The following is a 26,766-nucleotide window of genomic DNA, read 5'->3' on the forward strand; positions in this document are numbered from 1 at the left end:
CCGGGCGTGGTGATCGCCGGCCGCCGCGCCCCTGCCCCGGCTACAGGCTGACGCCGACCGTCACCGGCTCGTTGACGAGGGTGATGCCGAAGGCCTCGCGCACTCCGGCGACCACCTCGCGGGCGAGGTCCAGCAGGTCCTCGGTTGTGGCCCGGCCGCGGTTGGTGAGGGCGAGGGTGTGCTTGGTGGAGATGCGGGCCGGGCCCGAGCCGTAGCCCTTGGTGAAGCCGGCCTTGTCGATCAGCCAGGCCGCGGAGGTCTTCGTGTGACCCTCCCCCGCCGGGTAGGCGGGCGGCTCGACACCGTCGCCGAGGCGCTCACGCACGCGCGCGTGGAAGGCGGCGAAGGCGGTGTCGGTGAGGATCGGGTTGGTGAAGAACGAGCCGGCCGACCAGGTGTCGTGGTCCTCGGCGTCGAGCACCATGCCCTTGCCCGTCCGCAGCTTCAGCACGGTCTCGCGGGCGTCCGCGAGCGGCACCCGGTCGCCCGGCTCGACGCCGAGGGCTCGGGCCGTCTCGGCGTACCTGAGCGGCGCCGAGAGGCCGCCCGCGTCCTCCAGCTCGAAGCGGACGCGCAGCACGACATAACGCTCGGGGTCGGCCTTGAAGCGGCTGTGGCGGTAGGAGAACACGCACTCGTCGTTGGTGAGCGCGACCGTCTCGCCCGCGCGCCGGTCGTAGGCGATCACCTCGGTGACGGTCGTGGAGACCTCCTGGCCGTACGCCCCCACGTTCTGGATCGGCGTCGCGCCCGCCGAGCCCGGGATGCCGGCCAGGCACTCGATGCCCGCGAGGCCCGCCTCGACGGTGCGGGCGACCGCGTCCGTCCACACCTCGCCCGCGGCCAGCTCCAGCCGGGTGCCGGTGAGCTCCACGCCGCGCGTGGCGATGCGCAGGGCGGTGCCGGCGAAGCCCTTGTCGCCGATGACCAGGTTGGAGCCGCCGCCGATCACCAGCAGCGGGGTGCCGGTGGCGTCCGCCTCGCGCACGACGTCGATCACCTCGGCGTCGGTCGTCGCGGTGACCAGCCGGGTGGCGGGGCCGCCCAGCCGGAAGGTGGTCAGCGGGGCGAGGGGGGCGTCGTGGAGTTCCAGCACGCGCCCAAGCCTACGAGACGCCTCCGACAGCGGACGCCCGGTGCGCGCCGGGCCGCCGGACAAGGCCGCCGGACACGGACGGACGGCCCCGCCTGTGCCGGCGGGGCCGTCCGTCTCGGGGCGCTGCACGCGCGCGTGCCGGTCAGCTGGTCAGCCGGCTCTGCGCGTCCGGCCAGCGGATGGGGAGGCTGTCGGAGGGCACGGTCCAGGTGGCGAACTTCACGTCCCGCATCTCGGCGGCCAGGCCGCTGGAGGTGGGGGCGTGGGTGCCGGAGCGGGCGAACGTCTTGAGGGCGTCGGCCGACTCCCAGGCGGACAGCGTCCAGAAGGTGCGCTTCAGGGGCTGCGCCTTGAGGGTGGCCCCGTAGGCTCCGGGCGCCTTGCTCACCTGGCGCCAGACGCCCGGCGTCCGGGCGAGGAACTTCAGCGCGCCCCAGAAGGTCTTGGTCTCGAAACGCGAGGCGAAGACATGGGCGTCGGTGGCCTGCGGCGGCTTGTTCGGCACGGTCCAGGGCAGGGTGGGCATGTCGGGCTCCTTTTCGCGTGGGCGGGACGGGTCGCCGGGTCGGGTAGAGCTGCGTGGGCGGGTTCTTCTTCTCTGCGGTGAAGCGGGGCGTGTTCTCTGCGGTGGAAGCGGATCGTGCGGGTCGTAGTGGGTCGTACGGGCGGCCGACCGTGGGGCCGGGCCGCGCCGTCCCGGTCGGCAGGGATACCCGTCGCCGGGGTCGGACAGTCGACCGGATCATGAACTCCCGGTCGGTTCCGGGTCAGCGGGAAGCGGTGGTCTCGAGGACCTTCGACGGTCCCCCGGGCCCGCTCGCCTCGGCCATGGCCAGGACGGCGCCGCGCCGGGCGGGGACCGCCAGGGCCGCGAGTCCGGCCAGGGCCAGTACGCCGGCTCCGACGGCGATGGCGGGGCGCAGGCCGTCCACGAAGGCCTGGGCGGACTCGTAGCCGCCCTGGGCCGAGAAGATCGAGGACATGATCGCGATGCCGAGCGCTCCGCCGACCTCGCGCAGGGCGTTGTTGGCTCCGGAGGCGACGCCCTGCTCCTTCGCCGTGACGCTGGCCATGACCAGGGCCGAGGCGGGGGCGAAGAACAGCGCCATGCCGATGCCGCTGAGCACCAGGCCGGGCAGCTGGGAGCCGTAGGAGGCGTCGGCGGTGGCCACGGCGGAGAGGTAGGCGAGTCCGGCGGCCTGGACGAACAGGCCCGCGGCGACGACCGGACGGCCGCCGATGCGGTCGGACAGGATGCCGGCGAGCGGCGCGATCAGCACGGACATGCCGGTCCAGGGGAGCATCCGCAGGCCCGCCTCGGTTGGCGAGTAGCCGAGCACGCCCTGGAGGTACTGGCTGAGCAGGAAGATCGAGCCGAACATGCCCAGGTACATCAGCATGCTCGCGGCGTTGATCCCGGAGAAGGCGCGGGAGCGGAACAGCCGCATCGGGAGCATGGCGTTCCGCGCGCGGCTGCTGTGCAGGACGAACGCGGCGAGCAGCGCCGACCCGGCGAACAGGCCGAGCAGGACGGTCTTCCCGGTCCAGCCGTCGACCGGGCCGCGGACCAGGCCGTAGACGATCCCGAAGAGTCCGGTGCTGGCCAGGAGCGTGCCGGTCACGTCGAGCCGGGCACCGCTGCCGTACGACTCGGACAGGCGCAGCCGGGCCAGCGGCAGCAGGGCGATGCCGAGGGGGACGTTCAGCCAGAAGATCCACTGCCAGGACACGTGCTCGGTGAGCGCACCGCCGATGAGCGGTCCGGAGGCGACGGCGAGTCCGTTGACCGCGCCCCAGATGCCGTACGCCATCCCGCGCTTCTCTGCGGGCACGGCCGCGGTCAGCAGGGTCAGGGTGAGCGGCATCATCACGGCCGCGCCGACGCCCTGCACCGCGCGGGCGGCGATCAGCGAGTCGATGCCGGGGGCGAGGGCCGCGGCGGCGGAGGCGAGCGTGAAGACCGAGAGGCCGACCATGAACAGCCTGCGGCGGCCGAATCGGTCACCGAGCGCCGCACCGAACATCAGCAGCACGGCGAAGGTGAGCGTGTAGGCGCTCACGGTCCATTCCAGGTCGTGCAGTCCGCCGCCGAGGTCCTCGCGGATGGAGGGCAGCGCGGTGGTGACGACCAGATTGTCGAGGGCGGCCATGAATCCCGCGACGCCGGTGATGACGAGGACCCAGCCGACTCCTCCGGCCCGGGCGCTCGGTTCGCTGTGCTGTGACATCTCTCCCCCAGAGGATGGTCTTTGATTAGTTATTACTGACTAACTTCCGCGGACATGAGAAGGCCCTGGCCTCCTCACTGCGACCGCTACTTCTCCAGCCGGCCCTTGAGCCGGGCCGTCGGGTACAACCCTTCCCACACCCGGTGCTCGGGCGGGAAGCCCATGGAGACCAGGCAGTTGATGAGCATGCCGTGCGCGAGGAAGGTCGTCGTGCCCCCGACGTCCGCGCCCAGCGCCCCTTGAACGGTGTCCCACAGCCGGGTCCAGCCGGCCCGCACCGCCTCGCCGAGTTCGTGGTCGCCCTCCTGCTCGGCGGCGCCCACGGCGACGTACATCTGCATCTGCATCATCAGCCGCTCCGGCCGCTCCGCGATCACCTTGGTGTACGCATTGGCCATCGCGTGCAGCGCCTCGCCGCCCTCCAGCCCCTCGGCCGCCTCACGGAAGGTGCGGATGGTGTCCTCCACGCACCGCTCGGCCGCCGCCAGGAAGATCGCCTTCTTGCCGGGGAAGAGCCGGAAGAGATACGGCTGCGAGACGCCGACGCGCTTGGCGATCGTGTCGGTGGACGTGCCGTGGTAACCGCCGCGGGCGAACTCCAGCGTCGCCGCGCGGATGACGCTCTCGCGCCTCTCCTCTGCGCTCATCCTGACCATGCTGCAAAGTTAGTACTCAATCACTAACTTCGTCAACCGGAGGGCTCCCGGCATGCCGAAAGGGCGTCCTCGACTGGGAGGACGCCCTTTGGGGGTGCTTGTGCCGCACCGTGGGCCGCCGCGGTCGCGTTCCGGGGTGGCGGGGTCGGGCTTACGCCTTTTCCGCGGTCGCGGCGCCCGTCGGTCAGGCCAGTCGGACGACCGCGCGCGGCATGGCGAGGACCTTCTCGCCGCCGCTGGTCACGACGAGGTCCACCCGGACGGTGTTGTCGTCCAGCTTGGCTGCGACCTTGCCGGTGACCTCGATCTCGGCGCCCTGGTCGTCGTTGGGGACGACCACGGGCTTGGTGAAGCGGACGCCGTACTCCAGCACCGCGGCCGGGTCGCCGGCCCAGTCGGTGACCACGCGGGCGGCCTCGGCCATGGTGAACATGCCGTGCGCGATGACGTCCGGCAGCCCGACCTCCTTGGCGAACCTCTCGTTCCAGTGGATCGGGTTGAAGTCACCGGAGGCGCCCGCGTAGCGGACCAGGGTGGCGCGCGTCACGGAGAAGGTCTGCGCGGGCAGTTCGGTGCCGACCTCGACGTCGGCGTAGGCGATCTTCGCGGTCATCTGCTGCTCACGCCTCCTCGGCCGCGCGGGCCACGAGCTTGGTCCAAGCCGTCACGACGTGCTCGCCGGCCTCGTCGTGCACCTCTCCGCGGATGTCCACGAAGTCGTTGCCCGCCATCGACTTGATCCGCTCGATGGTGGAGGTCACCGTCAGCCGGTCACCGGCGCGCACCGGGCGGGTGTAGGCGAACTTCTGGTCGCCGTGCACGACGCGGTCGTAGTCCAGGCCGAGCTGCGGGTCGTGGACGACGTCCCGGGCGGCCTTGAACGTGATGGCGAACACGAAGGTCGGCGGGGCGATCACATCGGCGTGACCGAATGCCTTCGCGGCTTCCGGGTCCGTGTAGACCGGATTCGCGTCACCGATGGCCTCGGCGAACTCCCGGATCTTCTCCCGGCCCACCTCGTAGGGCTCGGTGGGTGCGTAGGTGCGCCCCACGAAGGACTGGTCCAGTGCCATGGGATCGGCGCCTCCTGGTCTCAGCTGTGGTCGAACAAGGTGTCGCCGCCCCGGCCCGACGTCACTGCCGAAGCGCTGTGCGGCAGTGCGCGGCGGGTGCCGCCGAAACGGCACGAGGCCGCCCCCCTGGAACAGCGGGGGCGGCCTCGTACGTGAAACTGATTCAGCGCGTTTCGCGGTGCGCGGTGTGCGCGTTGCAACGCGGGCAGTGCTTCTTCATCTCAAGACGGTCCGGGTTGTTACGCCGGTTCTTCTTGGTGATGTAGTTCCGCTCCTTGCACTCCACGCAGGCCAGCGTGATCTTCGGGCGGACGTCGGTGGCAGCCACGTGAGTGCTCCTTGACGAACGGATAGGCTTGGTTCAACGCAAGAAAGAGTAGCCGATCGAAGGACCGACCCCGAAATCGGCTACTGTTAGTAGCGGTGACCGGACTTGAACCGGTGACACAGCGATTATGAGCCGCTTGCTCTACCGACTGAGCTACACCGCTTTGATGTGATCAGTTCCCGCCTCGCGACGGGAACCTCTCTCACCAGAGCCCCAAAACGGAATCGAACCGTTGACCTTCTCCTTACCATGGAGACGCTCTGCCGACTGAGCTATTGGGGCGAGCGATGAAGACATTACACGGTCCGTGGCCGTTCACCCAAATCCGTATTCAGGGGACCCCGCGGCCCCCGTCCGCCCCGCTCCCGGCCGCCCTTCGGGCCCCACCCGTCACCCGCGTCCACCTGGGGCCACACCGGTACGACTATTGCGCTCCTCCCCGTCGCGGGGCGACCGCCGTCCTACGCTCGACTCACTCTGTGTGATCTTGCCGCGTCCTAGCCCTGAGCCCTGTCTCCTGCGTCCTCCGCACGGAGCGACCTCGTCCCGAGCCCTGGGAGTGCGATGCCCGACAGCCAGCCGCAGCCGCAGCCCTCGTCGTCCTCCCCCGGCCCCTCGGGTCAGGCCGACTCGCTGCTGCTGTGCGGTGCCCGGCTGACCGACGGCCGGACCGTGGACGTACGGCTGGGCGGCGGGCGCATCGAGGCCGTCGGCACGGCGGGCAGTCTCGGCGGCACCGCCCGCGGCTCCGGGGCGCGCGTGGACCTCGGGGGCTACCTCCTGCTGCCGGCCCCGGCCGAACCCCACGCCCACAGCGACACCGCGCTCACCGCCGACCAGGACGGACCCGTCTCCTACGACCCCCACGACGTGCAGCTGCGCGCCACCGAGGCCGCTCTGCTGCAACTCGGGCACGGGGCCACCGCGTTGCGGGCCCATGTGCGGGTGGGCGATGTGCAGGGACTGAGCGCGCTGGGCGCCGTCCTCCAGGCGCGTCGCTCGCTGCGCGGGCTCGTCGAGCTGACCACCGTGGCCGTGCCGCGGCTGCTGACCGGCGTGGCCGGCGCCGACGGGCTCGCCATGCTGCGCGACGCGGTGAAGATGGGCGCCTCCGTGGTGGGCGGCTGCCCCGACCTGGACCCCGACCCCACGGGTTACGCCGAGGCGGTCCTGGAGATCGCCTCCGAGCACGGCTGCCCGGTCGACCTGCACACCGACGCCGCGGATCCGGCGCGGCTGGCCCGGCTCGCCGCGATGGCCGGGGGGCTGCGGCCCGGGGTGACGCTGAGTCCCTGTGCCGGGCTGGCCGCTCTGCCCGCCGAGGCGGCCTCCCGTACGGCGGACCAGCTCGCGGCGGCCGGGGTCGGCGTGGTGTGCCTGCCGCAGGGCGGCTGCGCGGGCGTCGACCGCCGGGGTACGGCGCCGGTGCGGCCGCTGCGGGCGGCCGGGGTGCGCCTCGCGGCCGGCAGCGGGGCGCTGCGGGACGTCTCCAACCCGGTGGGCCGCGGTGACCCCCTGGAGGCCGCGTACCTGCTCTCCTCTCGCTACGGCCTGCGCCCCGAGGAGGCCTACGACACCGTCAGCGCCTCCGCGCGTGCGGTGCTGGGCCTGCCCGAGGTCCGGGTCGAGGCGGGCTTCCCGGCCGAACTCCTCGCGGTGCGGGGGGACCGGCTGTCGGGGGTGCTGTCCCTGGCGTACAGCCGGATCGTCATCCACCGGGGGCGCGTTGTGGCGCGGACCAGCGCGGTGCGGGAGTACTGCGACTCGGCGGTGGCGGCGGAGCTGGGGCTGCCGCGGCAGGGGCGGGGGGAGTTGTCCTAGCGGGTGGCTGCTCGCCCGAGGGGGCGGGGGTGGGTTCGCTTCTGGGGGCGGGGGGTTGGGGTTGTCGGCGGGTGCGGGGGTCTGTGGCTGGTCGCGCAGTTCCCCGCGCCCCTTGAGGGCGACAGTGTGCTGGTCGGTCGGAGCGGTGCTGGGCGGTTGGGTTCGCCCGAGGGCTCGGGGGGTTGGGGTCGTTCCCCGCGCCCCTTCAGGGCGGCGTGGTGGGGGTTTGGGGCGTACGGTCGGAGACATGCGCATTGTCATCGCTGGAGGTCATGGTCAGATCGCGCTGCGGCTGGAGAAGCTCCTGTCCGCGCGCGGCGACGAGGTCGCGGGCATCATCCGCAAGCCGGAGCAGGGAGACGACCTGCGGGCCGCGGGTGCCGAACCGGTGCTGCTGGACCTGGAGTCGGCCACGGTGGAGGGTGTCGCCGCGCATCTCCAGGGCGCGGACGTGGCGGTGTTCGCGGCGGGCGCGGGCCCTGGCAGTGGTGCCGCGCGCAAGGACACCGTGGACAAGGGGGCGGCCGTGCTGTTCGCCGACGCGGCGGTCCGGGCGGGTGTACGGCGTTTCCTGGTGGTGTCCTCGATGGGCGCGGACCCCGGGCACGAGGGCGACGACATCTTCGACGTGTATCTGCGCGCCAAGGGTGAGGCGGACGCGCATGTGCAGCGTCAGGAGGCCCTGGACTGGACCGTCCTGCGGCCCGGTTCGCTGACGGACACCCCCGGGACCGGCCTGGTCCGTCTGGAGGCGCACACCGGCCGCGGCGCGGTCAGCCGCGACGACGTGGCCGCCGTGCTCGTGGAACTCGCCGACACGCCCGCGACCGCCGGTCTGACGCTGGAACTCATCGGCGGCTCGACCCCGGCCTCGGTCGCGGTGAAGTCCGTCGCCGGGAACTGACCTCAGAACAGCGGCAGTTGCCCCGGGAACTCGGGGACGGCGTAACCGTCCAGCGACGGCTGCACCGCCCCGAGCTGCGCGGTCCGTCTGGAACCGGGGCACGAGACGAGCCGGTCGCCCTCCCGGACCCCCGGCGGGTCGTGCCGCGCGAACCGCCCGGCGACGACGGCGATCTCACGACGGCACTCGGGGCAGTTCCTGCGGCGCGACGACATGTGATCAGTGTGCCCGGGGGGTCTGACACCCACCCCGGTGTGCGATCGGCGGATCCGCGTCACGGCGGGCTCGACGGGAACGAGGAAAGACCCCCTCCGTCTGCACGGAGAGGGTCTTCCTCGATGTGGCGGCGCCAGGATTCGAACCTGGGTAGGCTAAGCCGACGGATTTACAGTCCGCTCCCATTGGCCACTCGGGCACACCGCCATGGGTTCGCTGCTCGGAGCCGCTTTTCGGCGGTGTTCCGTGGCAACGACGTAAACAATACCTGATCCCGGGGGGTGCTTCGCCACCCGATTGATCAGTGCGGAGATCGCTAGGCTTGGGGCGTATCCGCAGGGCGACACACCGCATCCGAGCAAGGAGCCACACGTCATGGCCGACTCCAGTTTCGACATCGTCTCCAAGGTCGAGCGGCAGGAGGTCGACAACGCACTGAACCAGGCCGCCAAGGAGATCTCGCAGCGCTACGACTTCAAGGGGGTCGGCGCCTCCATCTCGTGGTCCGGCGAGAAGATCCTCATGGAGGCGAACTCCGAGGACCGGGTCAAGGCGATCCTCGACGTCTTCCAGTCCAAGCTGATCAAGCGGGGCATCTCGCTGAAGTCGCTGGACGCGGGCGAGCCCCAGCTCTCCGGCAAGGAGTACAAGATCTTCGCCTCCATCGAGGAGGGCATCTCCCAGGAGAACGCCAAGAAGGTGGCGAAGATCATCCGCGACGAGGGCCCCAAGGGCGTGAAGGCCCAGGTCCAGGGCGACGAGCTGCGGGTCAGCTCCAAGAGCCGGGACGACCTCCAGGCCATCATCGCGCTGCTGAAGGGCAAGGACTTCGACTTCGCACTTCAGTTCGTCAACTACCGGTGACCTCACCGGTCGTGCGGGGCGGGCATCCGGGGAGCTCCCGGGGTGCCCGCCCGCCTCTTGGGTGAACCTGGTGTTCGACCGGCTTCGCTAGGGTGCGCCGCATGACGCACCCTTCCGGTTCCGCCGGTCTGCGCCGCACCCTCGGTGTCGGCGACGCCGTGGTCATCGGGCTCGGCTCGATGATCGGCGCGGGCATCTTCGCCGCGCTCGCACCCGCCGCCCACGCGGCCGGCTCGGGGCTGCTGATCGGGCTGGCGCTGGCCGCCGTGGTGGCCTGCTGCAACGCCCTCGCCTCGGCCCGTCTCGCCGCGCTGTACCCGGCGTCCGGCGGCACCTACGTGTACGGGCGCGAGCGGCTCGGGCCGTTCTGGGGCTATCTCGCGGGCTGGTCCTTCGTCGTCGGCAAGACCGCCTCCTGCGCGGCCATGGCGCTCACCGTAGGGGCGTACGTCTGGCCGGGGCAGGCGCACGCGGTCGCGGTCGCGGCCGTGGTCGCGCTGACCGCCGTGAACTACGGCGGCCTGCAGAAGTCCGCCCTGCTGACCCGGGCGATCGTCGCCGTCGTCCTGGCCGTTCTCGCGCTCGTGGTGGTCGTGTGCCTGAGCTCGGGGGACGTCACCGCCGACCGCCTGGACATCGGCGTCTCGGGCGGGCTGGACGGCATCCTCCAGGCGGCCGGGCTGCTGTTCTTCGCCTTCGCCGGGTACGCGCGGATCGCCACGCTCGGCGAGGAGGTCCGGGACCCGGCGCGCACCATCCCGCGCGCGATCATGCTCGCCCTGAGCGTCGCGCTGGCCGTGTACGCGTGCGTGGCCGTCGCGGTGCTGGCCGTCCTGGGCCCCGACCGGCTCGGACAGGCGGGCGCGCCGCTGGCCGACGCGGTGCGCGCGGCCGGGATGCCGGAGTTGGTGCCGGTCGCGCGCGTGGGAGCCGCCGTGGCCGCGCTGGGCTCGCTGCTCGCGCTGATCCTCGGTGTCTCGCGCACCACCATGGCGATGGCCCGTGACGGTCATCTGCCGCGTCAACTAGCCGCCGTGCACCCCCGCTTCCAGGTCCCCCACCACGCCGAACTCGCCGTCGGCGCGGTCGTAGCCGTCCTCGCCGCGACGGCCGACCTGCGCGGCGCGATCGGCTTCTCCTCCTTCGGCGTGCTCACGTACTACGCCGTCGCCAACGCCTCCGCCTGGACCCTCGACCCGGCCCCCCGCGCGCGTGCCCTGCCGGTGCTCGGGCTGCTGGGCTGCGCCGTACTGGCCTTCTCGCTGCCGGGGAGCTCGGTGCTGCTGGGTGCCGGGGTGCTGGCGGCCGGGGCGGTCGTGTACGGGGTGCGGGAGCGGCTGTCCTAGGCGCTCCCACGCGGCTTCCCGAGGGGCGGTGGCAGGGCTCTGAGTGCCCGCCACGTCAGGCGCTCAGTACGCGCCGAACGCCTGGTCCGTCGGGACGATCTCGCGGCCCAGGGGGAACAGGGAGACCGGTATGAGCTTGAAGTTGGCTATACCGAGCGGGATGCCGATGATCGTCAGGCACAGGACGATTCCGGTGGTGATGTGGCCGAGGGCCAGCCACCAGCCGGCCAGCACCAGCCACAGGACGTTGCCCACGCAGGAAGGGGCACCCGCGTCCCGGCGTTCGACCGTGGTGCGGCCGAAGGGCCACAGGGCGTACAGGCCGATCCGGAACGCGGCTACGCCGAACGGGATGCCGATGATGGTGATGCACAGGAGCAAGCCGGCGGCCAGGTAGGCGAGGAACAGCCAGAAGCCGCTCAGGACGAGCCAGATGATGTTCAGGATGAGCTTCATCGTCGAGGACCTGCCATCCGTTCGAGGCGCGCGATGCGCTCCGCCATGGGCGGGTGGGTCGAGAACATTCGGGACGTGCCCTGGCCGGGCCGGAACGGGTTGGCGATCATCATGTGGCTCGCCGTCTCGATCCGGGGTTCGGGCGGCAGCGGGAGCTGTTTGGTGCCCGCGTCCAGCTTGCGCAGGGCGGAGGCGAGAGCGAGCGGGTCACCGGTGAGCTGGGCCCCGGAGGCGTCGGCCTCGTACTCGCGGGAGCGGCTGATGGCCAGTTGGATGAGGGAGGCCGCGATCGGACCGAGGATCATGATCAGCAGCAGCCCGAGCAGGCCGGGGCCGTCGTCGTCGTCCGAGCGGCCGATCGGGATCAGCCAGGCGAAGTTGACCAGGAAGAGGATCACCGAGGCGAGGGCTCCGGCGACCGACGAGATGAGGATGTCGCGGTTGTAGACATGGCTCAGCTCATGGCCGATGACACCGCGCAGCTCGCGCTCGTCGAGCAGGCGCAGGATGCCTTCCGTGCAGCACACGGCGGCGTTGCGCGGGTTGCGGCCGGTCGCGAAGGCGTTGGGCGCCTCGGTCGGGGAGATGTACAGGCGGGGCATGGGCTGACGGGCCTGGGTGGAGAGCTCGCGGACCATGCGGTACAGGGCGGGTGCCTCGAACTCGCTCACCGGGCGGGCACGCATCGCGCGTAGCGCCAGCTTGTCGCTGTTCCAGTAGGCGTACGCGTTCGTGCCCAGGGCGATCACCACCGCGACGATCAGTCCCGCACGGCCGAAGAAGCTGCCGATGACGATGATGAGCGCGGACAGTCCCCCGAGGAGTACTGCGGTCCTGAGCCCGTTGTGCCGGCGGTGCACGGTACGCCCTCCAAGTGATGCGGCAGGGGAACCCTTTGCTGTGTGATCTCCGATGCCACTGGTGCCGTGGTCACACGTCCAGTGGACCCTCCCGTTTTGGACAACGCGAGGCGAGAGCCACTAGTTCCCTTGTGCGGGCGGGGTGCGTGGCGGCGGGGGTGAGCCGTACGGGTGAAGGCCGCGTTCCGGTCCGCCGCTGTCGTGCGGGCCGCCCTGCCCTTGCGGGAGGGCGGCCCTGGAGCGTCGGTGTGCAGAGGAACGGGCGCCGGTCGCTCCAGACGGGCGCCGGTCGCTCTAGAAGAGGGCCGTGTCCGCGAAGCGCAGCACCAGCTGGGGTGCGCCGGACAGTACGACGCCGACGACGGCCGTGAGCGCGATCGCCGCCGTGAGGGGCACCGAGACGGTGTGGCGGCCGGGCTCGCCCTCGGGGGCGCGGAAGAGCAGGGCGGTCCACTGAAGGTAGTAGACGAGGGCGATCACGACGTTCACCGCCATCACCACGGCGAGCCAGCCGAGGCCCGCGTCGACCGCGGCCGAGAACACGGTGACCTTGGCGAACAGTCCGATGATGCCGGGCGGCAGGCCGGCCAGGCAGAGCAGGAAGAACGCCAGGACGAGCGCCGTGAGGGGGTTCCTGGCATACAGGCCCTGGTAGTCCGCCACCCGGTTCAGGGCGTGCGTACGGCCCACCAGTGCGGCCACCGCGAAGGCGCCGAGGTTCACCACGCCGTACATGAGGGCGTAGGCGAGGGTGGAGCCGATGGCGTGCTCGGCGTCGTCCGAGTACGCGGCGGCGGCGATCGGGACCAGGAGGTAGCCGGCCTGGCCGACCGAGGACCAGGCGAGCAGACGAACGGCGCTGTACGCGCGCGTGGTCTGCTGGCGCAGGGCGCCGACGTTGCCGATGGTCATGGTCAGAGCGGCCAGCGCGGCCAGGGCGGGACCCCAGACGTCGGCGTAGGAGGGCAGCGCGACGACGGTGACGAGGATGAGGCCGGAGAAGCCGACGGCCTTGCCGACGACCGACAGATAGGCGGCCACGGGCAGGGGTGCGCCGATATAGGTGTCGGGGACCCAGAAGTGGAACGGTACGGCGGCCGTCTTGAAGGCGAAGCCGACGAGGGTGAGGACCACACCGGTCTGGACGAGGGTGTGCAGCTGTCCGTCGACGCCCTGGATGCGTTCGGCGATCTGGGCGAGGTAGAGGGTGCCGGTCGCGGCGTAGACGAAGCTGACGCCCATCAGGCTGACGGCGGTGGCCGTGACCGAGGACAGGAAGAACTTCAGGGCCGCCTCGGAGGAGCGCCGGTCGCCGTGACGGAGGCCGACCAGCGCGAAGGCGGGCAGGGAGGCGACCTCCAGGGCGACGATCAGGGTCGCCAGGTCGCGGGAGGCGGGCAGCAGGGCGGCGCCGGCGGCGGAGGACAGCAGCAGGAACCAGAACTCCCCTTCGGGGAGTTGTCCACGTGAGTCCTTCAGGGCGGTCACGGACAGCAGGGCTGCGAGGAGGGCGCCGCCGAGCACGAGGAACTGGATGACGAGGGTGAAGCGGTCCGCCGTGTAGCTGCACGCGCCGGGGTCGCCGGTGAGGCAGAAGGTGGAGCGGTCGCCGTCCAGGAGGGGCAGCAGCAGCGCGGTCGAGGCGGCGAGGCCGGCGACCGAGACCCAGCCGAGCGGGGCCTTCCTGCCGTCGGCCAGGAAGAGGTCGGCGACGAGCACGGCGAGCGCGACGACCGCGGCGAGGGTCGGCGGCGCGACGGCGAGCCAGTCGACGTCCTGGACCAGGCTGACGGCCTGTGTCTGGGCAGGGGAGCTCATCGGGTGCCTCCTGCGAGGAGCTGCTGCACGGCCGGGTCGGTCAGGCCGAGGAGGATCTTCGGCCACAGGCCTGCGACGACGGTGAGGACGACGAGCGGCGTCCAGGCCGCGAACTCGTACGTGCGTACGTCGGTCAGTCGCGGGGCGTCCTGGGGCAGGGCGCCCATGCAGACCCGGCGGACCACGACCAGCAGGTACGCGGCGGTCAGCAGGGTGCCGAACGCGCCGATCGCCATGAAGGTGAGGAACGCGGGGCGGCTGAGGCCCTCGGCCGGTTCGAACGCGCCGAACAGGGCCAGCATCTCGCCCCAGAACCCGGCGAGGCCGGGCAGGCCCAGGGAGGCGACCGCGGCGAAGGCGAGCAGACCTCCCAGGCGCGGCGCCTTGCCGTACAGGGCGGCGCCGGTCTCCTCGGCGAGGGTGTCGAGGTCGGTGGTGCCGGTGCGGTCCTTCAGCGCGCCGACCAGGAAGAACAGCAGGCCGGTGATGAGACCGTGGGCGATGTTGGCGAACAGTGCGCCGTTGACGCCGGTCGGGGTCATCGTGGCGATGCCGAGCAGGACGAAGCCCATGTGGCCGACGGACGAGTACGCGATGAGCCGCTTCAGGTCGCCCTTGGCGCCGCGCTTGGCGAGGGCCAGGCAGGCGAGCGATCCGTAGATGATGCCGACGACAGCGAAGGCGGCCAGGTAGGGCGCGAACTCCTGGAACCCGCCGGGTGCGACCGGCAGCAGGATGCGGACGAACCCGTAGGTGCCCATCTTCAGCAGCACACCCGCGAGCAGGACCGAGCCGACGGTCGGGGCGGCGGTGTGGGCGTCCGGCAGCCAGCTGTGCAGCGGCCACATCGGGGTCTTCACGGCGAGCCCGAGACCGATCGCCAGTACGGCGATGACCTGCACGGACAGGGTCAGCGACCGGCCGTTGTCAGTGGCGAGTGCCACCATGTCGAATGTGCCCGCGTCGAGTCCGATCAGCAGCAGGCCGAGCAGCATGACCACGGAGCCGAGCAGCGTGTAGAGGATGAAGCGCCAGGCGGCCGCGGCCCGTGCCTCGCCGCCCCAGCGGGCGATGAGGAAGTACATCGGGATCAGGACCATCTCGAAGGCGAGGAAGAACAGCAGCAGGTCGAGGACGGCGAAGGTGGCGAGGGTGCCGGACTCCAGGACGAGCACCAGCGCGACGAAGGCCTTCGGGGTGGGGCCCGCGGGCATCTTGAAGTAGCTGTAGAGCGCGCAGAGGAAGGTCAGCAGCGCGGTCAGGAGCAGAAGGGGGAGGGAGATGCCGTCGATGCCGAGGTGGATGCGCACGTCGAGTGCAGGGATCCAGCTGATGTCCGTGGTCGCCTGCATCTTCGACGGGTGGTCGTGGTCGAAGCCGAGCGTGAGGACGATCGCGGCGAGGAGGATCACGCCGGTGACGGTGACGCCGTGCCGGAGCACCGCCTGCTCGGGCGACTTCCCCTTCAGTCCCGGCGGGGCGGGCAGCAGAGCGGCGGCGGCGCCGAGGAGCGGGCCGACGACGACGAACGCCAGAAGGAACTGCATCACTGACTCGTTGATATCGATCACGCCTGCTCACGCTCCCGTGGCGACGAGGACGACGGCGACCGCCAGGACGACGGTGCCGGCGAGCAGCGCGCTCACATAGGTCTGCACATTGCCGGTCTGGGCACGGCGTACGGCGGCCCCCAGCCAGCGGGGTAGGGCGCCCGCGCCGCGTACATAGGTCTCGACGACCTCACGGTCGAGGAACCGCACGAGGCTCGCGCCGCCCTGCACGGGGCGGACGAACAGAGCCGAGTACACGGCGTCCAGGTGGAAGCCGACGGCCGCGTGCGGGTGCAGCGGGCCGAGCAGCAGCCGTCCGGGGTCGGCCGGGTCGGGGGCTCCGGCCACGTCGCCGTAGGCGGCTTCGTGGCTCGCGACGGCCTCGGCCTCGACGAGTCCGGCGTCGCCCTCGGGGTGGGCGGCGACCGCACCCATGGGCACCCTCGCGGCGAGCGGTGCGGTGTGCCGCCAGGCGGCGTAGGTGACCAGACCGCCGACGAGGGCGAGGCCCGTGCCGAGGACGGAGGTGGTCAGGGTCGGGGCGAGGTCGTTGCCGTCGAACCAGTCGGGCAGCACCCGGTAGGCGAGGCCGCCGAGCGCGAGGGAGGGCACGGCGAGCACCCACAGCACCACGGTCATCGTCAGCGGCTGGCGGCCGTGGTCGGGGGCCTCCTCGCCCTGGCCGCGGAAGGCCCGCAGCCACAGGCGCATCGCGTACGCCGCGGTGAGCAGGGCGGTCAGCAGGGCCGAGACGAGGACGACCCAGCCGGCCGCGCCGGGGGCGGCCTCGGTGTGCCCGGTGGAGACGTGCTCGGCGGCGCCGAGGACGGACTCCTTGGAGAAGAAACCGCTGAACGGCGGGATCGCTGCGAGCGCGAGGAGCGCCACGGTCGTCGTCCAGTAGGCGTCGGGGACGCGGTCGCGCAGGTGGCTCATGCGGGACATGGCGGCCAGCGAGTTGGTGCCGGCGGCGTGGATGATCACGCCGGCCGCGAGGAACAGCAGCGCCTTGAAGGCGCCGTGGGACAGGAGATGGAAGACGGCGGCGCCGCGGTCGCCGACGGCGAGGGCGCCGGTCATGTAGCCGAGCTGGCCGATCGTCGAGTAGGCGAGGACGCGTTTGATGTCGTCCTGGGCGAGCGCGGCGAGACCCGAGCCGACCATCGTCACGGCGGCCATCACGGCGAGGGTGACCATCACCGCGGCGGACGCCTGGAATACGGGGAGGAGCCGGGCGACGAAGTAGACACCGGCGGCGACCATCGTCGCCGCGTGGATCAGCGCGGAGACCGGGGTGGGACCGGCCATCGCGTCGGGAAGCCAGGTGTGCAGCGGGAACTGCGCCGACTTGCCCGCCACGCCCGCGAGGAGCAGCACGCCGATCAGCGTCGGGTGGTCGAGCGCGCCGCTCGCGACGGCGCCGAGGACCTTGGTGATACGGAACGACCCGGCGTCGGTGGCCAGTGCGAACAGGCCGATCAGGAAGGGGACGTCACCGAGCTTGGTCACCAGGAAGGCCTTGAGGGAGGCGGCACGCGCCTCGGGGGTCTCCCAGTAGTGGCCGACCAGGAAGTAGGAGCAGATGCCCATGACTTCCCAGCCCACCAGCAGCACCATCAGGTCGCCGGTGTAGACGACCAGGAGCATGGCGGAGGTGAACAGCGACACGATCGCGGCGTAGGACGGGTAGCGCGGGTCGTCGCGCAGATAGCCGGTCGAGTAGATCTGCACGCAGGTGGCGACGACCGTGACCAGTACGGCGACCAGGGAGGCGAAGCCGTCGACGTACAGGGCGAGTTCGATGGGGACCGAGCCGGTCGGGGTGAGCTCGGTGGCCGCGTCGACGGCCGCGTCCCCGCCCTGGCGGGCCGCGACCAGGGCGGCCAGCACGAGGGAGGCGAGGGTCGGCAGGACGGCGAGCGGGCGGACGAAGCCGGGGGCGGTGCGGCCGAGGAGCAGTCCGGCGACGGCTCCGAGGAACGGCAGGAGGGGGACGAGGACGGCCAGGGTGGTCGTGGTCACGCGGTGGCCTCAGCCTTCTCGCCGGCCGCGGCGGCCTCGGGTTCGTCGGTCTCGTGGCCCTCCGCGGTGTCGCGGAGCCGGTCGATGTCCGCGGTGCCGCGGTTGCGGTACACGGCGAGGACGATCGCCAGGCCGATGCCGATCTCGGCGGCCGCGATGGCGATGGTGAACAGGGTCATGGCCTGGCCGGAGTGCAGGGTCTCCTCGGCGGTGCGGCTGAGCCAGACGTCGAAGGCGACCAGGTTGAGGTTGACGGCGTTGAGCATCAGCTCGACCGACATCAGGACCAGGATCGCGTTGCGCCGGGCGAGGACGCCGTACAGGCCGGTGCAGAAGAGGAGGGCGGAGAGTACCGCGGGATAGGCGAGGTGCATCAGCGGGCGCCTTCCTGCTCGGTCGGGGTGGCCTGCTCCGCGGGGGCCTGCCCGGCCGGGTTCGTCGGCTCGGTGGCGGCGGGCTGCCCGGCCTGGTCCGTCGGCTCGGTGGCGGCGGACTGCCCGGCCTGGCTCGTCGGCTCCGCGGCGGAGGCCCGCTCTCCCTGGCCGGTGTGCTCGGTTCGGCCCGTTCCCTCGGCGGGCTCGGCCCCTCGCACGGGCTTGGTTCGCCCGATCGGGTGATTACGGGAATTCGGGACGAAGGGGGAACCACCGGTGGTGGGCCGGGAGTTCACAGGGGGAGAGCTCGACTCCGCCTTCGCCTTGCGGGACAGGACGATCGCCCCGACCAGGGCCGCGAGGAGCAGGACGGAGAGGGCCTCGAAGGGCAGGACCCAGTTCTGGAACAGCGCCTCTCCGGTGACCTGGGTGGAGCCGGCGGGGGCGCCGTCGAGGTCGATCCAGGTGGTGCGGAAGGCATCGACGACCACCCAGACCAGAGCGGCCGCGGCGACGACGGCCACGGCCAGGGCGGCCCAGCGGTTGCCGGAGTCGGCGTCCGGGGAGCGGCCGATGGGTGCCCTGGTGAGCATCAGACCGAAGAGAAGGAGGACGACGACGGAACCCACATAGATCAGCACCTGCACCCAGGCGATGAACTCGGCGGTGAGCAGGAGGTACTCGACGGCGAGGCCGCCGAGGGTGACCACCAGCCATAGGGCGGCGTGCACCAGCTGCCGGGTGGTGACGGTGACCAGGGCGGCGCCGAAGGTGACCAGGCCGACGAGGAGAAACGCGATCTCCACGCCGGTCGGGGAGAGGAAGCCGTGCGAGTCGGCGGCGACCGTGGTGAGCGCGGTCGGGCCGGTGCCCGCGGCGACGGAGGCGAGGCTCACGCGTCTCCCTCCTGCGGCTCGGCCGGGGCGGCGGCGAGCTTCTCCGCCGTCTTGCGGGCCGCGGCTAGCTCCTTCGGTTCCTCGGCGCCCGGGTCGAGCGCGGGCGGGGACGGCACGGTCCACATCCACTCACGGAGCTTGTCCCGCTCATGGGTGAGCTCGCGGATGTCGGTCTCGGCGTACTCGAACTCCGGGGACCAGAACAGGGCGTCGAAGGGGCAGACCTCGATGCAGATACCGCAGTACATGCACAGCGAGAAGTCGATGGCGAACCGGTCGAGGACGTTGCGGCTGCGCTCGCGGCCGCCCGGGGCCGCCGCCGGGACGGTCTCCTTGTGGGAGTCGATGTAGATGCACCAGTCGGGGCACTCGCGGGCGCAGAGCATGCAGACCGTGCAGTTCTCCTCGAACAGGCCGATCACACCGCGGGTACGGGGCGGGAGTTCGGGCTGGACGTCCGGGTACTGCTCGGTGACCGACCTGCGCGTCATCGTGCGGAGGGTGACGGCCAGGCCCTTGGCGAGGCCGGAGCCCGGGATGGGAGCCACTAGGAGATCACCACCTTGACGATGCCGGTGAGGGCGATCTGAGCGAGGGAGAGAGGGACGAGAAGAGTCCAGGCGAGCTTCTGGAGCTGGTCCTCACGCAGGCGGGGATAGGTGACGCGGAGCCAGATGACGAGGAAGGCGAGGACGGCCGTCTTCAGCAGGGTCCACACCCAGCCGAGGCCGTCGGCACCGAAGGGGCCGTGCCAGCCGCCCAGGAACAGGACGGTGGTCAGGCCGCACAGGACGACGATTCCGGCGTACTCGGCGAGGAGGAACAGTGCGAAACGCAGGCCCGTGTACTCGGTGTACGCGCCGAAGATGATCTCCGAGTCGGCCACCGGCATGTCGAAGGGCGGGCGCTGGAGTTCGGCGAGACCGGCGACGAAGAAGACGATCGCGCCGACGATCTGCCAGGGCAGCCACCACCATTCGAAGGCATCGAGGATGCCCGGAAGGGAGACGGTACCGGCCGCCATCGCCACGGAGGCGGCGGTGAGCAGCATGGGCAGTTCGTAGGCGAGGAGCTGCGCGGCGGTGCGGAGACCGCCGAGAAGGGAGAACTTGTTGGCACTGGCCCAGCCGGCCATGAGTGAGCCGAGGACGCCGACGCCCATCACGGCGAGGACGAAGAAGACGCCCGCGTCGATGACCTGGCCGACGGCTCCTTCACCCGGGCCGATCGGGATGGCGAGCAGCACGAGGAGGTAGGGCAGCAGGGCGACGGCCGGGGCGAGCTGGAAGATCCGGCGGTCGGCGCCCGCCGGCACCACGTCCTCCTTCTGCGCGAACTTCACGCCGTCCGCGACGAGCTGGGCCCAGCCGTGGAAGCCGCCCGCGTACATCGGGCCGAGGCGGCCCTGCATATGGGCCATCACCTTGTGCTCGGTCTGACCGATGAGCAGGGGGAACACGAGGAAGACGCCGAAGACGATCAGAAGTCGCAGGGCGACGTCGAGCGCGTCGTTCACCGCGGGCCTCCTGCGGGGTCTTCGGGAGCGGGGGTTTCGGGGGCCGGGGTTTCGGGGGCCGGGGTTTCGGGGGCGGGGGCTTCGGGGGCGGCCGCGGGGCCGGGGGCTTCGGGGCCGGAGGTGTCGGGGCCGACGGCTTCGGGCGTCCGGGCCTGCTCGGCCGAGGGGTGCTCGGCTTCGGCTGAGGACTGCTCTGCCTCGGTCGACGGTTGCTCGGCCTCGGCGGGCGCGTCCGGTGCCTCGGTAGACGGTTCCCGCGCCTCGGCGGGCGCCTGCTCCGTCTCGGCCGACGGTTCCCGCACCGCCGAGTCCTCGGACTGCTCCCGCGTGCCCTGCGGTTCGGGACCCTCGGTGCTCGTCCCGGGCTCCTCGGTGCTCGTCCCGGACTCCTGGGCGCTCGTCCCGGGCTCCTCGGTGCTCGTCCCGGAATCCTGGGCGCTCGTCCTGGACTGCTCCGTGCTCGTCCCGGACGCCTCGGGGCCCGCACCGGATCCCTCGGTGACCGGTCGCGGCACCGTTCCCTCCGCGCCCGCCGCTCCCTCCGCGCCCCGTTCCGGTTCGTCGAAGGCCGGGCGGGCGTGGTGCCAGGGGGCGTCGGGGCTGCGGGGGGCCTTGGGTTCGGCGGGCTTCGGTTCCACCGGGGCCGGCTCGGGCGCGGCGCGTTGGGAGGCCGAGCCGCCCGAGGCGGTACGGGCACGGCGCGGACCTGCCGGGGCGGCCGGTGCCGGCGGGGCGGCCTCGGGCCCGGGTGTCCCGGCGGTCGGGGCGTCCGTGGCGCGGGGCTGCTGCGACGCCGAGCCCTCCGAGGCGCTGCGGGCACGTCGGGCGCGGGGTGCCGCAGGGGCGGCGGTGTCCTCCGTCGCCGCGGCGGCCGGGGCCGTCTGGCTGGCCGAGCCTTCCGAGGCGGTGCGGGCGCGGCGGGCGGGGCGTTCGCCGGCGGGGCGGGCCGCGCCCCGGGCCGGGCGGGCGGGGGCAGGAGGGAGCTGGCCCTTGAGCGGGCCCCAGTCGTTGGGGTCGGGCACGCCGGGCGGGAGCATCTGGCGGCGCTTGGGACCGCCGTGGTCGGACTCGCCCGGTTCCTTGGCACCGGGCCAGGCCTTGGCGACGCGGGCGGCGAGGACGAAGTCCTTGCGCAGGGGATGGCCCTCGAAGGTGTCCGGGAGAAGGAGGTGGTCCAGGCCGGGGTGGCCGTCGAAGGTCACGCCGAACATCTCGTGCGTCTCGCGCTCGTGCCAGGTGGCGCCGGCGTAGACGTCCACGGCGGAGGCGAGGGCGGGCGACTCGTGCGGCACGGTGGTGCGCAGGAGCAGGCGCTGGACCGGGGCGAGGGCGACGACATGGGCGGACACGCGGAAGCCGGTGCCGGGTTCGTCGACCGCGCTCAGCCAGTCGAAGTAGGTGCAGCCCAGTTCGTCGCGGGCGGTGCGCAGGGCCGAGATCCAGGCCGCGGCGGTGACGTCGACGGTGAGGACGCCGTAGGACTCCTCGGCGGTGGCCTCGGGGCCGAAGAGGTCCTCCACCGGGGCGGGCAGCCAGCCGACGGGCGTCGTCATCGGGTGCCCTCCTCGGCGGAGTCCGGACCCGTGCGGGAGGCCCGGTCCGAGCCTGGGGCGGGTGCGGGCCCCTCCCCCGGTGCCGGCGGCTCGACCAGTGCGCTCTGGAGGGCGGCCGCGGAGGGGCGGGCCGGCGTGCCGTAGCGCTCGGTCAGGGACTCGCGGGCGATCTTCTCCTGGAGTTTGAGGATGCCCTGGAGGAGCGCCTCGGGGCGGGGCGGGCAGCCGGGGACGTAGACGTCGACGGGGATGATCTGGTCGACGCCCTTGGTCACCGAGTAGGAGTCCCAGTAGGGGCCGCCGCAGTTGCTGCACGCGCCGAAGGAGATGACGTACTTCGGCTCGGGCATCTGCTCGTAGAGGCGCTTCACGGCCGGGGCCATCTTGTCGGTGACCGTGCCGGAGACGACCATCAGGTCGGCCTGGCGGGGGCCCGGAGCGAAGGGGATCACGCCGAGCCGGATGAAGTCGTGGCGGGCCATCGACGCGGCGATGAACTCGATCGCGCAGCAGGCGAGGCCGAAGTTGAAGACCCAGAGGGAGTAGCGGCGGCCCCAGTTGAGGACGACCTTCATGGGTTCGGGGGCGAGCCGGGAGAGTGCGCCGAGACGCTTGGGCTCGGGCAGCAGGACCGGTTCAGGGGTCACGTCCATGCCAGGACCCCCTTCTTGTAGGCGTAGAGCAGGCCCACGGCGAGGAAGCCGAGGAAGATGAACATCTCGACGAGGGTGGTCGCCCCGTAGCCGGGGGCGGCGAACACCGTGGCCCACGGGAAAAGGAAGATCGAGTCGACGGCGAAGATGACGTAGAGGAAGGAGTAGACGTAGTAGCGGACCTGGGTGTGGGCCCAGCCCTCGCCGACCGGGTCGACGCCGCACTCGTAGGTCAGGAGTTTCTCGGGCGTGGGCACGACGGGCCGCAGCAGGCGGCCGGCCCCGAAGGCGACGCCGACGAACAGCACGCCGACGGCGACGAGCAGCCCGACGACCGAATAGGACTGGAAGTAGTCCGCCGCGACGACGGTCGGTTCCCGCACGTCCGTCCCTCGCTCCCTGGCCCCCGGCCTTCGACGACGGCCTCTGTTCGACGATCTGTACGCACGGGAGTCTAGGCCCTGATAAAGAGACGGTAAGCAGCCCGTCACGGCTTGAGATGCCGGGGTGGGGTTTTCCCCCGCAGCACCGGGCGGTCCACCTCATGGCGTGGCGGGGCGCGGACGGGCAGGCTGAGCCGTATGACCCAACGTACTCCGTCCGCGGGCGCCGATACGGCCGAGCCGCTGCCGCCATTGCGCCCCGCCTACGACGCGCACACCTGGAAGGAGATCGCGCATCTCCTGGCGAACCTCCCGTCGGCACTGCTGGGCTTCGTCTATGTGACGACGGTGGTGTTCACCAGCGCTTTTCTGACCGTGACCGTGATCGGGTTCCCGTTGCTCGCGGCGGGTCTGATGGGGGCGCGGCAGTTGGGCAAGCTGGAGCGGGCGCGGGCGCGCGCGTTGCTCGGGGTGCGGGTGGACGAGCCGTCGCCGATGCCGTGGCGCGGGCGGGGCGGGTTCCTCCAGCAGCTGTGGATGATGCTGAAGGACCCGGTGGGCTGGCGGACGTTGCTGTACGACTTCATCCGGCTGCCGTGGGGGGTGCTGACCTTCGCGTTGACGCTGGTGTCGTTGTTCGTGCTGTGGCCGGTGCTGCCGTATCTGGCGCGGGGGCTGGCGAACGCGGACCGGGCGATGGTGCGGGCGCTGCTGTCGCCGTCGGACGAGCTGGAACGCCGTATCGCCGAACTGGAGTCCGACCGGGGGGTCGTGGTCGACACGGCCGCCGCGGATCTGCGGCGCATCGAGCGCGATCTGCACGACGGGGCGCAGGCCCGGCTGGTCGCGCTGGCGATGGGGCTGGGCCTCGCCAAGGAGAAGCTGCTGGAGGACCCCGACTCGGCCGCCGTGATGGTCGAGGAGGCGCACGGCGAGGTGAAGCTGGCGCTCCAGGAGCTGCGGGACCTGGCCCGCGGCATCCATCCGGCCGTCCTCACCGACCGCGGCCTGGACGCGGCCCTGTCGTCCGTCGCCTCGCGCTGCACGGTCCCGGTGAAGGTGACCGTCGACCTGGACGCGCGGCCGGCCGAGGCGATCGAGGGGATCGCCTACTTCACCGTCTCCGAACTGCTCCAGAACATCAGCAAGCACGCGGAGGCACGTTCCGCCTCGGTCGAGGTGTGGCGGGTGCGGGACCGGCTGCTCATCCAGGTCGAGGACGACGGCCGGGGCGGCGCGCGGCTGGACGCGGGCAGCGGGCTGCGCGGCCTCGCCGAGCGGCTGGACGCGGTCGACGGCCTGTTCGTCGTCGAGTCCCCGAAGGGCGGCCCGACCACCGTGACGGCCGAGCTTCCCTGGCGGGCGCGCGCAGGGGTGCCCGGCCGCGGCTGAGGGGCGGCGACGACCCCGGGGTGGGGATAACCCCCCTCCCAGGAGGCCGACGGACTCCATGGTCCACGGCCCGCCGGACCGACAGGCTGGACGCAGAACAGCACACCCGGAGACGGCTGAGCAGAAACGGACGGCGGACGATGGCCACCACGCGGTACGGGGACACCGGATACGGGCAGGAGCACGGGCGGCACGGCGACCGGCGCGGGCTGCCGGCCGGGCTGCGGGCGCCGTTCGAGGCGCGGCACTGGCGGGAGCTGGGCTATGTGCTGCTCAGCCTGCCGATCAGCGTGCTGGCCTTCACCTACGCCATCACGATGGTCTCCCTCGGGGCCGGGCTGCTGGTGACCTTCCTCGGTATCCCGGTGCTGGCCCTGGCCCTCGCGGGCTGCCGGGGGCTCGGCTCGCTGGAGCGGACGCGGGCCCGTTCCCTGCTGCGCACAACCGTGGCCGACCCGGAGCCGCTGCGGGTGCGCGGGGACGGTCTGATGGCGTGGATGGGCGCCGTGTTCAAGAGCGGCTCGTCCTGGCGGCAGCTGCTGTACTCCGTGCTGCTGCTGCCGTGGGCCCTGTTCTCCTTCACGGTCGCGTTCGCCTTCTGGACGTACGGCTGGATGATGCTGACGTACCCGCTGTGGTTCTGGGTCTTCCCGGTGTACGGGGGGCAGGACGGGCTTCAGCTGTACGGCGACGAGACGCACTCGGTGTATCTCGACAACCCGTTCGAGATCGGGGTGACGGCGCTGATCGGGCTGCTGGTCACGCTGGCCACGCCGTGGATCGTGCGGGCGCTGACGATGGTGGACCGGGGTCTGGTGCACGGGCTGCTGGGGCCGTCGCGGCTGTCGGCGCGGGTGGTGGAGCTGGAGTCGGACCGCGGGGTCGTGGTCGACACGGCCGCCGCGGACCTGCGGCGCATCGAGCGCGATCTGCACGACGGGGCGCAGGCCCGGCTGGTCGCGCTGGCGATGGATCTGGGCCTGGCGAAGGAGAAGCTGGCCGAGGACCCGCAGGCCGCCGCGCGGATGGTCGACGAGGCGCACGGCGAGGTGAAGACCGCCCTCCAGGAGCTGCGGGACCTGGCCCGCGGCATCCACCCGGCCGTCCTCACCGACCGCGGCCTGGACGCGGCCCTGTCGTCCGTCGCCTCGCGCTGCACGGTCCCCGTGACCGTCGAGGTCGACCTGCCCTCGCGGCCCGCGCCCGCCATCGAGGGAATCGCCTACTTCACGGTCTCCGAGCTGCTCCAGAACATCAGCAAGCACGCGCGGGCCCGGTCGGCGTCGGTGGACGTGTGGCGGGTGGAGAACCGGCTGATGCTCCAGGTCACCGATGACGGCGTCGGCGGAGCGAAGTCCTCCGCGGGCTCCGGTTTGGCCGGACTCGCCGAGCGGCTCGACGCGGTCGACGGGATCCTCGTCGTGGACTCCCCCGACGGCGGCCCCACGACGGTGACGGCCGAACTGCCCTGGCGGGGCTGACCCGCCGGTCCGGCGCGGGTGCCGCACGAACGCCCGATGGGCGGGACTCCACCGGGACTCCACCGGGGTCCCGCCCCCCGACACGGCCGGAAGGTGTCGGCACCTGCCTTTTCCGCACCCCGCCGCGCCCCTTTTCCTGGAATGCTTGAGCGTCGTACCAGGAAACCGGGTGTGGGGGGCCGAAGGACGTGGAGCGCAGGGTGCGAGTGGTCATCGCCGAGGATTCGGTGCTGCTCAGGGAGGGCCTGACCCGGCTGCTGACCGACCGCGGCCACGATGTGGTCGCCGGGGTGGGGGACGCCGAGGCGCTGATCAAGACCATCACCGAGCTGGACGCGGAGGGCGCGCTGCCCGACGTCGTGGTCGCGGACGTAAGGATGCCGCCGACACACACCGACGAGGGCGTGCGGGCCGCCGTGAGGCTGCGGCAGGCGCACCCGGGGCTGGGTGTGCTGGTGCTGTCGCAGTACGTGGAGGAGCGCTACGCCACCGAACTGCTGGCCGGATCCAGCCGGGGTGTCGGCTATCTGCTCAAGGACCGGGTGGCCGAGGTGCGCGAGTTCGTGGACGCCGTGGTCCGGGTCGCCGAGGGCGGTACGGCGCTGGATCCCGAGGTCGTCGCCCAGTTGCTCGGGCGCAGCCGCAAGCAGGACGTCCTGGCCGGGCTGACCCCTAGGGAGCGGGAGGTGCTGGGGCTGATGGCCGAGGGACGGACGAACTCCGCGGTCGCCAAGCAGCTGGTGGTCAGCGACGGAGCGGTCGAGAAGCACGTCAGCAACATCTTCCTCAAGCTCGGTCTGTCCCCGAGCGAGGGGGACCACCGCAGGGTGCTGGCCGTGCTGACCTATCTGAATTCGTGAAGCCGTGACCGGGCCCGGGTTCGCGATCGGCCCCGGGTCCCATGCCGGGTCCGGGGTCGGGCCGTCGTCCTCGTCGAGTCGGGCCATCGCGTTCGCCGAGTCCGGTGATCGTCGTGTGATGGTCGAGGGAGAGCAAGCACCACGGACGTAGGGTTGATCCTGGGAAGGCCTGCGGGCAGGCCGTCCCCGACAGCCGCCTCGAAGGAGGTCCAGTTCAGTGACCAGCAAGGTCAGCAGCGCAGTGGAGCAGGCAGACGGAACCGTCGTAGGAGAGCAGCGCAAACCGGCCGGGTCCAAGGACGTCCGGCGGGTGGACCGGGTGATCATCCGGTTCGCGGGGGATTCGGGTGACGGTATGCAGCTCACCGGTGACCGTTTCACCTCGGAGACGGCGTCGTTCGGGAACGATCTGTCGACGCT

General features: G+C 71.9%; 26 protein-coding genes, 3 tRNA genes and 2 pseudogenes. 8 read left to right on the forward strand and 23 right to left on the reverse strand.

The annotated features are described in order from the left end of the window. Nucleotides 1-40 precede the first annotated feature (40 nt). The 9 genes from ACZ6SQ_RS32585 to ACZ6SQ_RS32625 form a co-directional block, all read right to left on the reverse strand. Nucleotides 41-1,096 carry a UDP-N-acetylmuramate dehydrogenase gene (locus ACZ6SQ_RS32585; RefSeq protein WP_469568489.1) on the reverse strand — a complete coding sequence of 352 codons (1,056 nt, stop codon included), beginning with the start codon at nt 1,094-1,096 and terminating at the stop codon, nt 41-43. Between the two features lie 142 nt (nt 1,097-1,238). After that, a complete protein-coding gene (locus ACZ6SQ_RS32590) occupies nt 1,239-1,622 on the reverse strand; it encodes a DUF3291 domain-containing protein (protein ID WP_386377288.1) in 384 nt (127 codons plus the stop codon). A 241-nt stretch (nt 1,623-1,863) separates the two neighbouring features. Next, nucleotides 1,864-3,324, reverse strand: coding sequence for an MFS transporter (locus ACZ6SQ_RS32595; protein ID WP_469568493.1), 1,461 nt, complete (start codon nt 3,322-3,324; stop codon nt 1,864-1,866). Between the two features lie 86 nt (nt 3,325-3,410). After that, entirely contained in the window at nt 3,411-3,980 is a 570-nt protein-coding gene (locus ACZ6SQ_RS32600) for a TetR/AcrR family transcriptional regulator (protein WP_469568495.1), read from the reverse strand. 184 nt (nt 3,981-4,164) lie between these two features. After that, the gene (locus tag ACZ6SQ_RS32605) at nt 4,165-4,593 is read right to left on the reverse strand and encodes a MaoC family dehydratase (protein ID WP_386377285.1); all 429 of its coding nucleotides are present in this window, start codon (nt 4,591-4,593) and stop codon (nt 4,165-4,167) included. A gap of 7 nt (nt 4,594-4,600) precedes the next feature. Then, nucleotides 4,601-5,053, reverse strand: coding sequence for an FAS1-like dehydratase domain-containing protein (locus tag ACZ6SQ_RS32610; RefSeq protein WP_386377283.1), 453 nt, complete (start codon nt 5,051-5,053; stop codon nt 4,601-4,603). A gap of 163 nt (nt 5,054-5,216) precedes the next feature. After that, on the reverse strand, nt 5,217-5,381 hold the full coding sequence (rpmG, locus tag ACZ6SQ_RS32615; RefSeq protein WP_003948671.1) for a 50S ribosomal protein L33: 165 nt from the start codon (nt 5,379-5,381) through the stop codon (nt 5,217-5,219). 90 nt (nt 5,382-5,471) lie between these two features. Then, a tRNA-Met gene (locus ACZ6SQ_RS32620) sits at nt 5,472-5,544 on the reverse strand. 46 nt (nt 5,545-5,590) lie between these two features. After that, nucleotides 5,591-5,663 (reverse strand) — tRNA-Thr (locus ACZ6SQ_RS32625). 282 nt (nt 5,664-5,945) lie between these two features. On the opposite strand from ACZ6SQ_RS32625, the gene ACZ6SQ_RS32630 reads away from it, so the two are divergent. Together ACZ6SQ_RS32630 and ACZ6SQ_RS32635 are read left to right on the forward strand one after the other, a co-directional pair. Further along, entirely contained in the window at nt 5,946-7,202 is a 1,257-nt protein-coding gene (locus ACZ6SQ_RS32630) for an amidohydrolase family protein (protein ID WP_469568498.1), read from the forward strand. 247 nt (nt 7,203-7,449) lie between these two features. Continuing rightward, nucleotides 7,450-8,106, forward strand: coding sequence for an SDR family oxidoreductase (locus ACZ6SQ_RS32635; protein WP_386377281.1), 657 nt, complete (start codon nt 7,450-7,452; stop codon nt 8,104-8,106). 2 nt (nt 8,107-8,108) lie between these two features. On the opposite strand, the gene ACZ6SQ_RS32640 is transcribed toward ACZ6SQ_RS32635, so the two are convergent. Further along, nucleotides 8,109-8,321, reverse strand: a complete 213-nt coding sequence (locus ACZ6SQ_RS32640; RefSeq protein ID WP_469568499.1) for a hypothetical protein — start codon at nt 8,319-8,321, stop codon at nt 8,109-8,111. A gap of 126 nt (nt 8,322-8,447) precedes the next feature. Beyond that, nucleotides 8,448-8,529, reverse strand: a tRNA-Tyr gene (locus ACZ6SQ_RS32645). A 168-nt stretch (nt 8,530-8,697) separates the two neighbouring features. On the opposite strand from ACZ6SQ_RS32645, the gene ACZ6SQ_RS32650 reads away from it, so the two are divergent. Together ACZ6SQ_RS32650 and ACZ6SQ_RS32655 are read left to right on the forward strand one after the other, a co-directional pair. Continuing rightward, nucleotides 8,698-9,186, forward strand: a complete 489-nt coding sequence (locus ACZ6SQ_RS32650; RefSeq protein WP_386377279.1) for a YajQ family cyclic di-GMP-binding protein — start codon at nt 8,698-8,700, stop codon at nt 9,184-9,186. Between the two features lie 101 nt (nt 9,187-9,287). Next, complete coding sequence (locus ACZ6SQ_RS32655; protein ID WP_469568501.1) at nt 9,288-10,532, forward strand: APC family permease; 1,245 nt, start codon at nt 9,288-9,290, stop codon at nt 10,530-10,532. Between the two features lie 63 nt (nt 10,533-10,595). Here ACZ6SQ_RS32655 and ACZ6SQ_RS32660 read toward each other — a convergent pair whose 3' ends face one another. The 12 genes and pseudogenes from ACZ6SQ_RS32660 to ACZ6SQ_RS32715 all read right to left on the reverse strand — a co-directional run bounded on the left by ACZ6SQ_RS32660 (nt 10,596) and on the right by ACZ6SQ_RS32715 (nt 22,613). Further along, a complete protein-coding gene (locus ACZ6SQ_RS32660; RefSeq protein ID WP_469568503.1) occupies nt 10,596-10,988 on the reverse strand; it encodes a YccF domain-containing protein in 393 nt (130 codons plus the stop codon). Then, complete coding sequence (gene htpX / locus ACZ6SQ_RS32665; RefSeq protein WP_386377275.1) at nt 10,985-11,848, reverse strand: zinc metalloprotease HtpX; 864 nt, start codon at nt 11,846-11,848, stop codon at nt 10,985-10,987. Before htpX ends, ACZ6SQ_RS32660 begins: the two co-directional genes overlap by 4 nt. A gap of 294 nt (nt 11,849-12,142) precedes the next feature. After that, complete coding sequence (locus tag ACZ6SQ_RS32670) at nt 12,143-13,666, reverse strand: NADH-quinone oxidoreductase subunit N (RefSeq protein ID WP_469568505.1); 1,524 nt, start codon at nt 13,664-13,666, stop codon at nt 12,143-12,145. Beyond that, entirely contained in the window at nt 13,663-15,237 is a 1,575-nt protein-coding gene (locus tag ACZ6SQ_RS32675) for an NADH-quinone oxidoreductase subunit M (protein WP_469568508.1), read from the reverse strand. The genes ACZ6SQ_RS32670 and ACZ6SQ_RS32675 overlap by 4 nt, the downstream gene beginning before the upstream one ends. 6 nt (nt 15,238-15,243) lie before the next feature. Next, on the reverse strand, nt 15,244-17,238 hold the full coding sequence (locus ACZ6SQ_RS32680) for an NADH-quinone oxidoreductase subunit 5 family protein (RefSeq protein WP_469568510.1): 1,995 nt from the start codon (nt 17,236-17,238) through the stop codon (nt 15,244-15,246). Further along, the gene (gene nuoK, locus ACZ6SQ_RS32685) at nt 17,235-17,612 is read right to left on the reverse strand and encodes an NADH-quinone oxidoreductase subunit NuoK (RefSeq protein ID WP_469568512.1); all 378 of its coding nucleotides are present in this window, start codon (nt 17,610-17,612) and stop codon (nt 17,235-17,237) included. The genes ACZ6SQ_RS32680 and nuoK overlap by 4 nt, the downstream gene beginning before the upstream one ends. Nucleotides 17,613-17,758: 146 nt before the next feature. Beyond that, a pseudogene (locus ACZ6SQ_RS32690) lies at nt 17,759-18,508 on the reverse strand (NADH-quinone oxidoreductase subunit J family protein); the annotation flags it as partial. After that, nucleotides 18,505-19,056: a NuoI/complex I 23 kDa subunit family protein gene (locus ACZ6SQ_RS32695; RefSeq protein ID WP_469568513.1), complete on the reverse strand. Its 552-nt coding sequence runs from the start codon at nt 19,054-19,056 to the stop codon at nt 18,505-18,507. The pseudogene ACZ6SQ_RS32690 and the gene ACZ6SQ_RS32695, both read right to left, overlap by 4 nt. Then, a complete protein-coding gene (locus ACZ6SQ_RS32700) occupies nt 19,056-20,024 on the reverse strand; it encodes a complex I subunit 1/NuoH family protein (protein ID WP_386377268.1) in 969 nt (322 codons plus the stop codon). The genes ACZ6SQ_RS32695 and ACZ6SQ_RS32700 overlap by 1 nt, the downstream gene beginning before the upstream one ends. After that, nucleotides 20,021-21,577 carry an NADH-quinone oxidoreductase subunit C gene (locus ACZ6SQ_RS32705; RefSeq protein ID WP_469568515.1) on the reverse strand — a complete coding sequence of 519 codons (1,557 nt, stop codon included), beginning with the start codon at nt 21,575-21,577 and terminating at the stop codon, nt 20,021-20,023. Before ACZ6SQ_RS32705 ends, ACZ6SQ_RS32700 begins: the two co-directional genes overlap by 4 nt. Then, entirely contained in the window at nt 21,574-22,230 is a 657-nt protein-coding gene (locus ACZ6SQ_RS32710; protein ID WP_469568517.1) for an NADH-quinone oxidoreductase subunit B, read from the reverse strand. Before ACZ6SQ_RS32710 ends, ACZ6SQ_RS32705 begins: the two co-directional genes overlap by 4 nt. Then, entirely contained in the window at nt 22,221-22,613 is a 393-nt protein-coding gene (locus ACZ6SQ_RS32715) for an NADH-quinone oxidoreductase subunit A (protein ID WP_469568519.1), read from the reverse strand. Before ACZ6SQ_RS32715 ends, ACZ6SQ_RS32710 begins: the two co-directional genes overlap by 10 nt. A gap of 198 nt (nt 22,614-22,811) precedes the next feature. Between ACZ6SQ_RS32715 and ACZ6SQ_RS32720 the strand changes: the two genes are divergently transcribed. From ACZ6SQ_RS32720 to ACZ6SQ_RS32735, 4 genes and pseudogenes are all read left to right on the forward strand, one after another. After that, the gene (locus ACZ6SQ_RS32720) at nt 22,812-24,005 is read left to right on the forward strand and encodes a sensor histidine kinase (RefSeq protein ID WP_469568522.1); all 1,194 of its coding nucleotides are present in this window, start codon (nt 22,812-22,814) and stop codon (nt 24,003-24,005) included. 140 nt (nt 24,006-24,145) lie between these two features. Then, complete coding sequence (locus ACZ6SQ_RS32725) at nt 24,146-25,486, forward strand: sensor histidine kinase (RefSeq protein WP_469568525.1); 1,341 nt, start codon at nt 24,146-24,148, stop codon at nt 25,484-25,486. 200 nt (nt 25,487-25,686) lie between these two features. After that, nucleotides 25,687-26,346 carry a response regulator gene (locus ACZ6SQ_RS32730; protein WP_386377262.1) on the forward strand — a complete coding sequence of 220 codons (660 nt, stop codon included), beginning with the start codon at nt 25,687-25,689 and terminating at the stop codon, nt 26,344-26,346. 217 nt (nt 26,347-26,563) lie between these two features. Beyond that, nucleotides 26,564-26,766, forward strand: a pseudogene (locus ACZ6SQ_RS32735) (2-oxoacid:acceptor oxidoreductase subunit alpha); the annotation flags it as partial.

The sequence above is a fragment of the Streptomyces sp. NPDC048600 genome (assembly GCF_055587025.1).